Source organism: Nocardioides sp. YJ-D4, assembly GCF_054031495.1.
Map to the genome: position 1 here is coordinate 2117707 of NZ_CM132932.1, position 13105 is coordinate 2130811.

The 13105-nt window shown below is 70.7% G+C and carries 13 protein-coding genes; 3 read left to right on the forward strand and 10 right to left on the reverse strand.

The genetic code is table 11. The features are described from left to right. Window positions 1-39: 39 nt before the first annotated feature. Window positions 40-891 carry an alpha/beta fold hydrolase gene (locus tag ACW14X_RS10105; RefSeq protein WP_457165511.1) on the forward strand — a complete coding sequence of 284 codons (852 nt, stop codon included), beginning with the start codon at window positions 40-42 and terminating at the stop codon, window positions 889-891. An 11-nt stretch (window positions 892-902) separates the two neighbouring features. Here ACW14X_RS10105 and ACW14X_RS10110 read toward each other — a convergent pair whose 3' ends face one another. The 5 genes from ACW14X_RS10110 to ACW14X_RS10130 are packed head-to-tail and all read right to left on the reverse strand — an operon-like array spanning window position 903 to window position 7080. Further along, complete coding sequence (locus tag ACW14X_RS10110) at window positions 903-2633, reverse strand: acetyl/propionyl/methylcrotonyl-CoA carboxylase subunit alpha (protein ID WP_457165512.1); 1731 nt, start codon at window positions 2631-2633, stop codon at window positions 903-905. A gap of 10 nt (window positions 2634-2643) precedes the next feature. Next, a complete protein-coding gene (locus ACW14X_RS10115; RefSeq protein ID WP_457165513.1) occupies window positions 2644-4248 on the reverse strand; it encodes a 5-oxoprolinase subunit B/C family protein in 1605 nt (534 codons plus the stop codon). Then, window positions 4245-5039 (reverse strand): putative hydro-lyase, encoded by a 795-nt coding sequence (locus ACW14X_RS10120; RefSeq protein WP_160025288.1) that lies wholly within the window; start codon window positions 5037-5039, stop codon window positions 4245-4247. The genes ACW14X_RS10115 and ACW14X_RS10120 overlap by 4 nt, the downstream gene beginning before the upstream one ends. Continuing rightward, a complete protein-coding gene (locus ACW14X_RS10125) occupies window positions 5036-5809 on the reverse strand; it encodes a LamB/YcsF family protein (protein ID WP_350841077.1) in 774 nt (257 codons plus the stop codon). The genes ACW14X_RS10120 and ACW14X_RS10125 overlap by 4 nt, the downstream gene beginning before the upstream one ends. Before the next feature lie 14 nt (window positions 5810-5823). Then, entirely contained in the window at window positions 5824-7080 is a 1257-nt protein-coding gene (locus tag ACW14X_RS10130) for an NRAMP family divalent metal transporter (RefSeq protein ID WP_160025290.1), read from the reverse strand. 150 nt (window positions 7081-7230) lie between these two features. Here ACW14X_RS10130 and ACW14X_RS10135 point away from each other — a divergent pair, with 150 nt between their 5' ends. Next, complete coding sequence (locus ACW14X_RS10135) at window positions 7231-7872, forward strand: GntR family transcriptional regulator (protein ID WP_160025291.1); 642 nt, start codon at window positions 7231-7233, stop codon at window positions 7870-7872. 100 nt (window positions 7873-7972) lie between these two features. Here ACW14X_RS10135 and ACW14X_RS10140 read toward each other — a convergent pair whose 3' ends face one another. From ACW14X_RS10140 to guaA, 5 genes are all read right to left on the reverse strand, one after another. Beyond that, complete coding sequence (locus ACW14X_RS10140) at window positions 7973-8344, reverse strand: DoxX family protein (RefSeq protein ID WP_457165514.1); 372 nt, start codon at window positions 8342-8344, stop codon at window positions 7973-7975. Window positions 8345-8423: 79 nt separating this feature from the next. Next, entirely contained in the window at window positions 8424-9056 is a 633-nt protein-coding gene (locus ACW14X_RS10145; protein ID WP_350844640.1) for a UdgX family uracil-DNA binding protein, read from the reverse strand. A gap of 79 nt (window positions 9057-9135) precedes the next feature. Beyond that, window positions 9136-9477: a DUF3140 domain-containing protein gene (locus tag ACW14X_RS10150; RefSeq protein ID WP_350844638.1), complete on the reverse strand. Its 342-nt coding sequence runs from the start codon at window positions 9475-9477 to the stop codon at window positions 9136-9138. 66 nt (window positions 9478-9543) lie between these two features. Beyond that, entirely contained in the window at window positions 9544-10575 is a 1032-nt protein-coding gene (locus ACW14X_RS10155; RefSeq protein ID WP_160025296.1) for a hypothetical protein, read from the reverse strand. Between the two features lie 36 nt (window positions 10576-10611). Beyond that, complete coding sequence (gene guaA / locus ACW14X_RS10160; protein ID WP_160025297.1) at window positions 10612-12186, reverse strand: glutamine-hydrolyzing GMP synthase; 1575 nt, start codon at window positions 12184-12186, stop codon at window positions 10612-10614. A 101-nt stretch (window positions 12187-12287) separates the two neighbouring features. Between guaA and ACW14X_RS10165 the strand changes: the two genes are divergently transcribed. Next, window positions 12288-13016, forward strand: coding sequence for a phosphotransferase family protein (locus tag ACW14X_RS10165; RefSeq protein ID WP_457165515.1), 729 nt, complete (start codon window positions 12288-12290; stop codon window positions 13014-13016). Window positions 13017-13105: the final 89 nt, after the last annotated feature.

Below are 13105 nucleotides of genomic sequence, written 5' to 3' on the forward strand. Positions count from 1 at the left end.
CGCTTGACGCGGCTCGGACCCGCCCGTTTGCTGGTCGCCATGGGCGAACTGACACTGGCGGTCAACGGGATCGAGCTGTGCGTCGAGACGTTCGGGAGTCCTGCGGACCCGCCGATCCTGCTCGTCGGTGGGATGAGCGCCTCGATGGACTACTGGGAGGACGACTTCTGCCGGGCGCTGGCCGCGGGCCGGAGGTTCGTGATCCGCTACGACCACCGCGACACCGGCCGCTCGACGACCTGGCCGCCGGGAGAGCCGGGCTACACCGGGCGCGACATGATCGCGGACATCCCGGCGCTCCTCGACGCCTTCGGCCTCGACAAGGCCCACATCTTCGGCATCTCGATGGGCGGGGCGATGGCCCAGTGTGCGGCGGTGCTCTATCCGGAGCGGGTCGAGACGCTGATCCTCGACGAGACCTCGCCGGCCTTCGACGGCGTACCCGACCTGCCGCCCATCGGCGAGGAGCTGGCCGACTTCTTCGCGAAGGCAGCCACCACCACCGTCCCGGATCCCGATGACCACGAGGCTCTGGTGTCGATGCTCGTCGAGGACCAGCGCGCGTTCGTGCCGGAGGGCTTCGACGAGGCCAGGATGCGGGCGGTGATCGAGCGGGTCGTACGCCGCACGCCGGACATGCGGCCGAGCTTCGCCAACCACCAGGCGATGAGCGACGGCGAGCCGATCGAGGCGACGCTGGCCGAGATCGCCGCCCCGACGCTGGTCATCCACGGCACCCGCGACCCGCTCTTCCCGATCGGGCATGCCGAGATCCTGGCCCGCGACATCCCCGACGCGACGCTCCTCGTCCTCGACGGCGTCGGTCACGAGCCGCCCCCGCCCTCGACCTGGGACCGGGTCGTCCCCGCGATCCTCGCTCACACAGGCTAGGCCTGCTCGATCTAGGCCTGCTCGATCTTCCCCAGCACGTCCCCGATCGCGACCGTGCCACCCACGTCGGTGCCGCGGGAGAGCACGCCCGCACGATGTGCGGCGACCCGGGTCTCCATCTTCATGGCGTCGATGACCGCGACGTCCTGGCCCTCGGTGACCTGCTCGCCGTCGGGAACGAGCCAGTCGACGAGTACGCCGGGGACGGTGGCCTCGAGCACGGCCGGGTCGGCGACGGCCGCTGCCGGTCCGGCCTCGGCCGTCGCCGACCCGCCGGCCGCGATCCCTCGGAGCAGATCGTCGGGGAGACCGAGCATCACCCGGCGTCCGTCGATCTCGATCGGCACCCGCCGCAGCGGCTGCGCGAGCGCCGGCTCGGGTCGCCGCTGCGCCTCCAAGCGCGGCATCAGCGTGGTCTCGATCCACTGCGTGTGCACAGCGAACCCGGCGGTCGAGAACGCCGGGTCGTCGAGCAGGACGCGGGCGAAGGGTACGACGGTCGCGACCCCCTCGACCTCGAGCTCGCGGAGCGCGCGGCGAGCACGTACGACGGCGGTGTCCCGGTTCGGCGCATGCACGATCAGCTTGGCGATCAGCGAGTCGAAGGCGCTCTGCACCGTATCCCCCGCCTCGATCCCGGCGTCCCAGCGCACGCCGGGACCGGAGGGAGCCCGCAGGCCGGTCACGACGCCGGGGCTCGGCAGGAAGCCGCGGCCCGGGTCCTCGGCGTTGATCCGCAGCTCGATCGCGTGGCCCGAGGGCGCCGGGGTCTCCGCGAAGGAGATGCCCTCACCCGCGGCGATCCGCAGCTGCTCGGCGACGAGGTCGACGCCGGTGACGGCCTCGGTGATCGGGTGCTCGACCTGGAGTCGGGTGTTCACCTCGAGGAACGAGATCACTCCGTCCTCGCCCATCAGGAACTCGACGGTCCCGGCCCCGCGGTAGGAGACCGCCGCGCAGATGTCGCGGGCGGCGTCGTGGATGCGACGGCGCTGCTCGTCCGTGAGCCCCGGCGCGGGTGCTTCCTCGACGAGCTTCTGGTTGCGTCGCTGCAGCGAGCAGTCCCGGTCGCCGACGACCACGACGTGCCCGGTGCCGTCGCCGAGCACCTGCGCCTCGATGTGCCGCGGACGCTCCAGGAACCGCTCGACGAAGCACTCACCGCGACCGAAGGCGGCCAGCGCCTCGCGCGAGGCGGAGTCGAAGGCGTCGGCGACGTCGTCGAGCTCGCGGGCCACCTTCAGACCGCGGCCGCCACCACCGAAGGCGGCCTTGATCGCGATCGGGAGCCCGTGCTCACGGGCGAACGCGACCGCCTCGTCGGCCGACTCCAGCGGCCGGTCGGTGCCCGCGACCAGCGGGGCGCCGACGCTCTGCGCGATCCGGCGGGCGGTGATCTTGTCGCCGAGGCTGTCGATGCTCTCGGGGCTGGGTCCGATCCAGATCAGGCCGGCGGCCTCGACGGCGCGCGCGAACTCGGCGCTCTCCGACAGGAACCCGTAGCCCGGATGCACCGCGTCGGCACCGGAGGCCTGTGCCGCGGCCATCAGCCACTCGATGCTGAGGTAGGACTCGGCGGCGGTGGCGCCGCCGAGCACGTACGCCTCGTCGGCAAGACGCACGTGCAGCGCGTCGGCGTCCTGGTCGGCGTAGACGGCGACCGACACGAGGCCGGCCTCGGCAACCGCCCGCACGACGCGGACGGCGATCTCTCCCCTGTTGGCGATGAGCACCCTGCGCATGTCAGTCTCCTCAGGTCTTGGTGGTCGACCCGACGGGCACAGTGGGCGCGACGGGTCGGAAGCGGATGCGGACGCCGGGCGGCAGCTGACCGGCCAGGTCCAGGTCGCGGTCGATGACCGCGCCGATGATCGGATAGCCGCCGGTGAGCGGGTGGTCCGGAAGGAACAGCACGGGCTGGCCGTCGGGCGGCACCTGGATCGCGCCGGTCACCGCCCCCTCGCTCGGCAGCTCGCCGGCGACGTCTCGCTCGAGCGGGACAGCGCCCTCGAGACGTACGCCGACGCGGTCGGAGCGGGGCGTGACGGTCCACTCCTGCTCGACCAGCGTGCGCAGGCCGGCCTCGGTGAACCAGTCCTCGCGCGGGCCGAGCACGACGCGCAGCTCGACCGTGTCACCGGGTGCGGGCAGTGGGACGGCGGGAGCCGGGCAGGGGTCGACAGCGTACGGCGCGGCCGCGGGCCCCAACAGCGGGACCACGTCGCCCGTGCGCAAGGGCCGTCCGCCGAGGTCGCCGGGGCCGAGGCCCGCGAGCGTGTCGCTCGAGTGGCTGCCGAGCGCCGGCGGAAGATCCAGTCCGCCACGTACCGCGATCACGGCGCGCAGGCCGGCGCTCACCGCGCCGAGACGCAGCTCCTCCCCGTCTTCGAGCGCGGTTGCGGCGCCGTGCTCGACCGGGAGCGGCGCGCCGTCACTGCGTACGATCTTCGTCTCGGCAGGGGCGCCGGCGACCGCCACGACCGCGGGGCCGCTGAAACGCAGAACGGCGCCGCCACCGGCGAGCTCGAACGCGGCGGCTCCGGGAGCGTTCCCGACGGCACGGTTCGCGGCCCGCAGCGCGCGGCGGTCGGCCGTTCCCGACGCGGAGACACCGAGCGCGGCATGGCCAGGGCGGCCGAGGTCCTCGAGCACCAGCTGCAGGCCGGGGCGTACGACCTCGACGGCGAACGGGTGCTCCGCGGCCTCGGCCGGCGAAGCGGGCGCAGCCACCGAGACCAGCTCCCGCTCGAGCCGCTCGAACCGCACGGTCATCCCGGGCGCGAGCAGGGCGGGCGGATCCCGGTGCAGGTCCCACATCGGCGCGTCCGTACGCCCGATCAGCTGCCAGCCACCGGGGCTCTCCCGGGGGTAGACGCCCGAGAACGTCCCGGCCAGCCCGACCGACCCGGCCGGGATCCGGGTGCGTGGCGAGGAGCGCCGCGGTACGTCGAAGAGCGGGTCATCACCGACGAGGTAGCCGAAGCCGGGAGCGTAGCCGGTGAAGGCCACCCGCCAGGTCGCGGCCGCGTGGCGCGCAACAACCTGCTCTGCGCTGACCCCGAGCAGGTCGGCGACCTCGTCGAGGTCCTGCCCGTCGTAGCGCACGCCGATCGTCACCGAACCAGCGGTCGGGAGACCACCGTGCACGGCTTCGACCCCACCCAGCTCCTTCGCGAGGCTGACCTCGTCGACCAGCGTCGGATCGAACCGCACGAGCACCGTCCGGGCGGCAGGCACCAGCTCGACGACGCCGGTCGGCGGCGCGGCCACGAGTGCCGCGTGCAGCCGCATCGCGCCCTCGAGGTCCTCCTCCTCGACCAGCAGCGCCTGGTCCGATGCGATGAGAACGCGCCTCACGCCAGATACTCCGCATCCCGTACGTCGGTGATGAACATGTGACCGGGCGCGTGGGTGAGCGCGAACGGCGGGCGCGAGTCCATGATCGCGGCCTGCGGCGTGACCCCGCAGGCCCAGAACACCGGTACCTCACCGTCGCGCACCTCCGGCGGGTCCCCGAACTCGGGAGCGGCCAGGTCGGCGATCCCGAGCGACGCCGGATCACCGACATGCACCGGCGCACCGTGCACCGCCGGATACCGACCGGAGATGCGTACGGCATCGGCGACGCGGTCAGCGGGGATCGGGCGCATCGAGACCACCATGTCGCCGCGCAGGCGCCCGGCGGGAGCGCACGGGCGGGATGTCCGGTACATCGGCACGTTGCGGCCGAGCTCCTGGTGGCGGATCGGGATCTCGGCGTCGGCCAGGCCGGCCTCGAAGGTGAAGCTGCAGCCGATCAGGAACGAGACCAGATCGGGGTGCTCCTCCCACGCCGCGCTCGCGTCCGTGACCTCCTCGGCCAGCACGCCATCACGCCAGATCCGGTACGCCGGGATGTCGGTGCGCAGGTCGGATCCGGGCGCCAGGGTCGACTCGTAGGCGCCCGGGTCGAGCACCTCGAGCACCGGGCACGGCTTCGGGTTGCGCTGCGCGAAGAGCAGCACCTCGAAGGCCCAGTCGGCCGGCACGGAGATCAGGTTCGCCTGCACCAGGCCGTGGGCGACGCCGCTCGTCGGCGCGACCTCGCCCGCCCGGTAGGAGGTACGCGCGGCGCGAGCCGCGGCGAGCTGGGTGATGCTCGCGGTCATGCGGCGGCTCCGGCGAACGGAGCGATCACGATGCCCTCGGCCTCGAACAGGGCCCGGGTCGCGGCAGCCATCCGGATCGCCCCGTCGCTGTCGCCGTGCACACAGATCGAGTCGGCGCGGATGGCGACGTCGGTGCCGTCGATCGCCTCGACCACACCCTCACGCGCGAGCCGCAGCATGCGGGCTGCGACCGCGTCGGCGTCGTGCAGCACGGCACCCGGCTCGGCGCGCGAGACCAGCTCGCCGCCGGGCGTGTAGGCGCGGTCCGCGAAGGCCTCCGCGGCCGTGGCCAGCCCGGCGGCGTCGGCCACGTCGAGCACGACGCCGCCCGCGAGCCCGAGCAGCACGAGGGACGGGTCGACCGCCTTGACCGCGGCGACCACGTCACGGGCCTGTCGCTCGTCGCGGGCGATCGTGTTGTAGAGCGCACCGTGCGGCTTCACGTAGCGGACCGCGCCGCCGACCGACGAGGTCAGGCCGATCAGCGCGCCGAGCTGGTACTCGACGTGCGCCTGCAGCGTCGCGGAGTCGATGTCCATGGCGCGGCGTCCGAAACCTTCGTAGTCGCGGTAGCCGGGATGCGCGCCGATCGTGACGCCGTTGGCCACGGCGTCGGCGAGCGTCGTACGGATCCCCTCGGGGCTGCCGGCGTGGAACCCGCAGGCGACGTTGGCGCTCGAGACGATCGCGAGCATGGCCGCGTCGTCGGCGACCACCCTGTCGGGCGTGTTCTCGCCGAGGTCGGAGTTCAGGTCGATGGTTGCTGCCATGTCGTTCATGGTGCTCACGCTCCAATGCCGATGAAGGCGAAGATCGGGCGGATCGAGACGATGCCCATGTACCAGCTGAGCAGGGTCGCGAGTGTGCCCACGGTCAGCAGCCACACCGGGTAGCGGTAGCCGTGCAGGACGTCGCGCTGACGGAACCAGCCGATGTACATGAAGATCGTCATGCCGATCGGGAGGATCAGACCGTTGAAACCGCCGACGAAGACCAGGATAGCCGCGGGTGCGGCGCCGATCAGCAGGTAGAGGACGAGGGAGACCACGATGAAGGCGACCGTCGCGACCTGCAGCCGCCACCCCGCTCCGAGCTTCTTCGAGAAGGTCGAGATGAAGGTGGCCGAGGTGTACGCGGCGCCGATGACCGAGGTGATCGCCGCGGCCCAGAAGATCGCGCCGAAGATGCGGATGCCCGCGTCACCGAGCACGGCGCCGAAGGCCTGGCCGGCCGGGTTGGCCGCCTGGCTCGAGAAGTCGAGGGTGACGCCCGAGGCCACGACGCCGAGGATCGCGAGGAAGAGTACGTAGCGCATGATCCCGGTGACGAGGATGCCGCTCATCGAGGCACGGTGCACGGCCGGGACGTGCTCGGGGCCGGTCAGGCCGGAGTCGAGGTAGCGGTGGGCGCCGGCGTAGGTGATGTAGCCGCCGACGGTGCCGCCCACGATCGTGGTGATGGTCGCGAAGTTGAGCGTGTCGGGCGCGAAGGTCTGGCGCAGCGCGTCACCGACCGGGGGCTGCGAGGCGATCGCGACGAAGAGCGTCAGCCCGATCATCAGCAGACCGAGCACGAGCACGACCATGTCGACGACGCGGCCGGCCCGCTTGTACATGAAGATGCCGATGGCGAGCAGCGCCGAGAGCAGGCCGCCGACCTTCGGGTCGAGTCCCAGCAGGGCGTTCAGGCCGAGCCCGGCACCCGCGATGTTGCCGATGTTGAACGCCAGACCGCCGATCACGATGAGCGTCGCCAGCAGGTGACCGGAGTACGGCACCGCCTCGTTCGCCAGATCGCCGGCGCGTTTGCCGGCGACGGTGATCATGCGCCACACGTTCATCTGCAGCGCGAAGTCGATCAGGATCGAGGCCAGGATCGCGAAGGCGAACGCCGCGCCGAGCTGTGCGGTGAAGGTCGCGGTCTGGGTGATGAAGCCGGGGCCGATGGCCGAGGTGGCCATCAGGAAGATGGCGCCGAGGATGGGTCCTCGGCGGGAACGGGCGAAGCTCTTCGCGCGCTCGGCGCTGGTCGTCTCGGTCATGGGGGACTCCTGCCATCAACGGGCTGTGTGGCTCCCGCCACACTCTCTTTGGTGTAGTACAGGATGGCAGTAATTGTTCAACAATAATAGTCCCGACTGTTAAAATGACGTTTCGATTGTCCGCGGATGCGATTCCCCTAGGATGCGGTCATGCCCGATGTCGAGGACACCCTGACGAACGCCCTGCGCCGGCGGATCATCGACGGCGAGTTCGCGCCCGGCACCCGGCTGTCGGAGATCTCCCTCGCCGAGAAGCTCGGGGTCTCCCGCAACACGCTTCGAGAGGCGTTCCGCGTGCTGGCCGAGCAGGGCCTCATCGAGCACGTACCTCATCGCGGGGTCTCGGTCGCCTCCCCCACCGTGGCGGACGTCGTCGACATCTATCGGGCGCGGCGCTACGTCGAGCCGGCCGCGCTGGCCGCCGGCTCCCCGCTGCATCCCGCGGTCATGGCGATGCGCGAGGCCGTAGAACAGAGCGAGACCAGCCTCGAGGCACGCGACTGGCGCACGGTGGGCACCGCCAACATGGCGTTCCACGACGCCATCGTCGCCCTCGCCGACAGCCCACGCCTGGAACGTCTGTTCCGCGACATCGCCGCCGAGCTGCGGCTCGCGTTCCTCGAGATCGACAACCCCGAGGCGCTGCACGCTCCGTTCGTGACACGCAACCGCTCCCTGCTCGAGACCTTCCTCGAGCAGGGAGGACCTGCGGCCGCTGAGGAGTTGCGCGACTACCTCATCCTCTCCGAGCAGACCGTGCTCGGAGCGTTCACGCGACTGCGCCGCGGCTAGGCGAGCTCGTCGTTGAGGGGGTAGTCCGGGAGCGAACTGCCCATTTACTGGCGAGTAATGGGCAGTTCGCTCCCGGACTACCCCGACGATGTCGCCTACGTCAGACGGCGACCAGACCGCGCAGCCGCTCGTCGCGCGGCCAGGCGCCAGCCCAGACGAGGACCGCGGTGGCGATGGCGAAGACGGTGTTGAAGGCCGGCTGCCCGAACACCAGGTTCACCGTGACCGCGCCGCCCAGGTAGGCGGTGATCAAGATCGTGCCCATCGCCCGGGTTGCCGGGACGTGGTAGGCGACCAGCGACAGGCCGAGGACGACGCCGCAGACGACCGGGAACCAGCCCGGTGCGCCGATCTCGTCGTTGAAGTCCATGACGGGCTCGACCTGCAGCAGGTGCGTGACGATGTCGAAGCCGAGGAACAGGGTGACCAGGACGGTGATGACCCAGCCGGCTCGTTGTGCGTTGGTGCTCATCTCGATCTCCTCAGGGGTGGGTGGTGATGCTCTTACCCACGCGTCGAGCCTGCACCGGCGATCTCGACATCGCCTTTCACTATTTCTTCAGAGCAGCGGCGGCGACCCGCAGATCGGCGACCAGACCGTCGTACGTCGCCTGCCGCTCGTCCTCCGCCCTGAGGACGGCGGAGGGGTGGGTCGTCGCGAGGACCCAGGGGTCGAGGGTCTCCGTGGCGATGGCGTCGGGCCATTCGAGGAGGTGGCCGCGGGCCTCACCGACACGGAAGGACGAGCCGTACAGCGCCTTGCCGGCGGTGCCGCCGAGCAGGACGACACCGCTGGGACGTACCAGATCCAGCTCCGCCGCCAGCCACGGAGCGCAGGCGCCGACGTGCTTGCTCGTGGGCGACTGGTGGATCCGGCGCTTGCCCGAGAGGCGGTGGCGGAAGTGCTTGACGACGTTCGTCGTGTACGTCTCCTCCGGCTCGATCCCGGCATCGGCGAGCGCCTCGTGGAGGATGCCGCCCGCCGGACCGACGAACGGCTCGCCCTCACGGTCCTCGCGGTCACCGGGCTGCTCGCCGAGCAGCATCAGCGGGGCCGGCGTACGCCCCTCGCCCATCACACCCTGGGTCGCGTCGCGGTAGAGCTCGCAGCCACGGCAGTCCTGGACGGCGCTGCGCAGGTCGGACAACGTCGGCGACTCCGGCACCCACTCCGCAGCACTCACGCGACCACGTCCGTAGCGCAAGCGCCAGAATACGGACGCGGTCGCGTGTTGTCCGGACGGCTCACTCGCTGACGCTCGCTCACGGCGCCAGCGGGTCGTGTCCGACGTTCATCAGCCGGTGCCGCCAGTGGTCCTCGCCCGCGGTCGGCTCCCACTGGCCGGTGTCACCGCCGCGAAGGTCGGTCACCTTGTCGACGACGCGTCGCATCACCTCGACGTCGTCGGGAGTCACGTCGGCTCGGCGCTTGCCGAGGATGTCGGCCACCCGGTGGCCGAGCTCGCTGCCGGCCTGGTCCGGCTCCGTCTCGGCGATCTCCCCCGCACCCTGCACGGCGAGCCACTTCCGTAGGTCTCGCGAGCTCATGTTCACCGCGCGGTGGAAGTTCTCCCAGAGCCTGTCATCGACGATCGTCTCGGCCATCTCGTGCCTCCTGCCTGATCGAGTGCACCGGTTCCGGTACCCATCCCGACGGCCGGGCACACGGCCTCAACCCAGGAGGGTCCGAGCCTCCGGCGAGTCGTAGAAGCTCGAGAGCCGGCGGCGGATCAGCTGCTCGAGGACGCCGGCCTCGGCGAGCGCCTCGATCACCGGCGGGCCGAAGCGGAGCGCCTCCTCGACCAGGTCGTCGCGGCCCAGACCCCACTCCTCCAGGAGCCGGTCGAGGGTGAAGCTCCCATAGGTGTCGAAGAAGAAGTCGACGCCCGTGTCGATCAGGGCCTGCAGGTAGTCGGAGTCGCGGACGTCGAGCCAGACCTGGTAGAGCCCGACGAAGAGCGCGACCAGCTGCTCGTCGTCGACCAGGTCGGCGATCTCACGCACAGGACGGGTCGCGAGCGCGTCCCAGACCTCCAGCAGCGCGTCGTGCACCTCCTCGTCGGTGACCGAGCTCGCGGCAGTGTCGGTGAGGTAGCCGAGCAGCGCTCCGGCACCCCGCTCCGCGAGCTCGCGTGCGCTCTGGTCCACGGCCGCGCCGACCGGGGTGCCCTTCATCGTGTCCGCCATCCGGCCGGCGACACGTTCGGCGATCGAGAAGCCGAGGGAGCCACCCGGCAGGTTGTCGGCGAGCCTGCGGCCGGTGTCGACCGCACCCCGGGCCGTACCGCGCATCAAGGTGCCGACGCCCGCCTGGATCCCGGAGTTGTCCGCCAGGCTGCGCAGAACCTGCTGGCGCAGCGTACGCATCTCGACGAGGGCCTCGACGAGCTCGGCGATCCGCGGCCGGCTGACCACCTTGCCCAGCGGTGTCTCGTTGGCGGGATGCGCCTTGAGCCTCGTCGCGAGCGCACCGGCGACCTCCGGGATCGCGCCCGGGAGCCGGAAGGTGCTGACGTACTTCAGCGCGACCTCCTTGATCAGGTCGCGGGGCATCACCTGGTCGAGGGTCAGCTCGCTGGCGGAGCGCAGCGCGAAGTCGATCTCGCCGGTGACGAGATCGAGGAAACGTACGCCGCGCAGCGCCGCCATCTCATGGGCGACGTGTGCGTCGAGGAGTCGTCGAGCGAGGTCCGGCTCAGTCATGGACGACATTGTCCACGGCCGAGACCTGTCAACGAATCATTCCCACTCGATGGTGCCCGGGGGCTTCGAGGTGATGTCGACGGTGACCCGGTTGATCTCGCTCACCTCGTTGGTGATCCGGGTGGAGATGCGCTCCATGACCTCGTAAGGAAGTCGGGCCCAGTCGGCGGTCATCGCGTCCTCGGAGGTGACCGGGCGGAGCACGACGGGGTGGCCGTAGGTGCGGCCGTCGCCCTGAACGCCGACCGAGCGGACGTCGGCGAGCAGCACGACCGGCATCTGCCAGATGTCGCGGTCGAGACCGGCGAGGGTCATCTCCTCGCGGGCGATCGCGTCGGCCTCGCGAAGGATATCGAGCCGCTCCTTGGTGACCTCACCGATGATGCGGATCCCGAGGCCGGGGCCGGGGAACGGCTGACGCTGGACGATCTCGTCGGGCAGACCGAGCTGGGAGCCGACGGCGCGCACCTCGTCCTTGAAGAGCTCACGCAGCGGCTCGACCAGCTCGAACTCGAGGTCCTCGGGGAGGCCGCCGACGTTGTGGTGGGACTTGATGTTGGAGGTGCCGGCACCGCCGCCGGACTCGACGACGTCGGGGTAGAGGGTGCCCTGGACGAGGAAGGCGACCTTCTCGTCGCTGTCGCCCAGGATCTCGACCTCGGCACGCTCGAAGCAGCGGATGAACTCGCGGCCGATGATCTTGCGCTTCTCCTCCGGGTCGGTGACCCCGGCGAGCGCGTCGAGGAACTCCTTCTCGGCGTCGACGATCTTCAGCTCGGCACCGGTCGACTCCCGGAACGCCTTCTCGATCGCGACCGACTCGTTCTTCCGCATCAGGCCGTGGTCGACGTAGACGCAGGTCAGCCGGTCACCGATGGCCTTGGCGACGATGGCCGCCGCGACCGCGGAGTCGACGCCGCCCGAGAGCGCGCAGATCGCGCGGTGGTCGCCGATCTGCTCGCGTACCCGCTCGATCTGGTCCTCGGCGATGTTGCCGATGGTCCAGGTCTGGCGCGCGCCGGCGATGTCCCACAGGAAGTGCTCGAGCACCTTCTGCCCGTGCTCGGAGTGGAGCACCTCGGGGTGCCACTGCACGCCCGCGAGCTGCTTCTCGACGTTCTCGAAGGCCGCCACCGGGGTGTCCGCGGTGCTCGCGAGCACGGTGAAGCCCTCGGGCGCCTCGGAGACCGAGTCGCCGTGCGACATCCACACGTTGTGGGCCGGCGGGATGTCCTTGAGCAGCGTGCCGGAGACACCGACGGTGACCGGCGTGCGGCCGTACTCCCGGGCTCCGTTGTCGTCGACGGTCCCGCCCAGGCCCTGGGCCATCAGCTGGAACCCGTAGCACATCCCGAACACCGGGGTGCCCGCGGTGAACAGGCTGTTGTCGATGGCGGGGGCGCCCTCGGCGTACACGCTCGAGGGGCCGCCGGAGAGGATGATCGCCTTCGGGTTCTTGGCGAGCATCTCCTCGACCGGCATCGAGTGCGGCACGATCTCGGAGTAGACCTTCGCCTCACGTACGCGGCGGGCGATCAGCTGCGCATACTGCGCGCCGAAGTCCACCACGAGAACCAGATCGTGCTCTTCCGCCCCAGGAGCCTGCGTCATGCACGAATCCTAACGACGCCGTACTCCACGGCCCAATCTCACCGGACCGGGCGCCAAAATCCGTCGCGCCCCACGGCGGCAACCTGGGAATCTTGGCTGATATGGACGAAGTCGAGGTCGTCGTCGCCCACAACGAGCGAGCGACCATCCGTGTCGGCGACACCTTCTTGAAGGTCGACCTCGATCAGACGCGCATCGACGCGGAGGTGGCGGCGATGACGGCCGCGCCGATCCCGACCCCGGAGATCCTCTGGCGGAAACCGCCGGTGCTGGCTCTGGCCGCCCTACCGGGTTGCGCGCTCGGCACTCTCTACGAGCCGTCGCCCGCCTCGTCCGCGGCATGGGCTGCGGCCGGTGCCACCGCACGGATGCTGCATGAGGCACCGCTGCCCTCACGGCGTACCACCCACCTGGACGACATCGCGTCACACCTCGATCACGAGTGCCGGTGGCTTGTCGAGAACGATGTCCTCTCTTCCGACGTGGTCCGCCGAAACCGCCGGATCGCCGAGACGGCACTCCGGCCGCTGACGCCTGCGTTCATCCACGGCGACCTGCAGATCACCCACGTCTTCGTCGATGGTGACGAGGTGACGGGCGTGATCGACTGGTCCGAGGCTGGCCAAGGAGACCCGATGTTCGACATCGCGACCTTGACGCTCGGACACGAGGACCACCTCGATGACGTCATCGCCGGCTACGGTGCCGACGTCGACATCGCGGTGATCCGCGCGTGGTGGTCGTTGCGGAGCCTGCGGGCGATCAGGTGGCTGGTCGGTCACGGCTTCGACCCGGCACCGGAGATCGCCGTCCTGAGATCTCAGGAGTGAGGACGCCCGGCCGATGAGCCACTCAGCGCCCCGCCTCGAGGCGCCGGTCGCTTGAAATGCACCAGGGCCCGGCCGGGGAGGGAGGTGGC

Excerpts from the sequence above, each read along its gene's own strand:
- ACW14X_RS10105 (WP_457165511.1), top strand. The coding sequence starts at position 40 with ATGGGCGAACTGACACTGGCGGTCAACGGGATCGAGCTGTGCGTCGAG.
- ACW14X_RS10110 (WP_457165512.1), bottom strand. The coding sequence starts at position 2,633 with ATGCGCAGGGTGCTCATCGCCAACAGGGGAGAGATCGCCGTCCGCGTC.
- ACW14X_RS10120 (WP_160025288.1), bottom strand. The coding sequence starts at position 5,039 with ATGACCGCGAGCATCACCCAGCTCGCCGCGGCTCGCGCCGCGCGTACC.
- ACW14X_RS10125 (WP_350841077.1), bottom strand. The coding sequence starts at position 5,809 with ATGGCAGCAACCATCGACCTGAACTCCGACCTCGGCGAGAACACGCCC.
- ACW14X_RS10130 (WP_160025290.1), bottom strand. The coding sequence starts at position 7,080 with ATGACCGAGACGACCAGCGCCGAGCGCGCGAAGAGCTTCGCCCGTTCC.
- ACW14X_RS10135 (WP_160025291.1), top strand. The coding sequence starts at position 7,231 with ATGCCCGATGTCGAGGACACCCTGACGAACGCCCTGCGCCGGCGGATC.
- ACW14X_RS10140 (WP_457165514.1), bottom strand. The coding sequence starts at position 8,344 with ATGAGCACCAACGCACAACGAGCCGGCTGGGTCATCACCGTCCTGGTC.
- ACW14X_RS10150 (WP_350844638.1), bottom strand. The coding sequence starts at position 9,477 with ATGGCCGAGACGATCGTCGATGACAGGCTCTGGGAGAACTTCCACCGC.
- ACW14X_RS10155 (WP_160025296.1), bottom strand. The coding sequence starts at position 10,575 with ATGACTGAGCCGGACCTCGCTCGACGACTCCTCGACGCACACGTCGCC.
- guaA (WP_160025297.1), bottom strand. The coding sequence starts at position 12,186 with ATGACGCAGGCTCCTGGGGCGGAAGAGCACGATCTGGTTCTCGTGGTG.
- ACW14X_RS10165 (WP_457165515.1), top strand. The coding sequence starts at position 12,288 with ATGGACGAAGTCGAGGTCGTCGTCGCCCACAACGAGCGAGCGACCATC.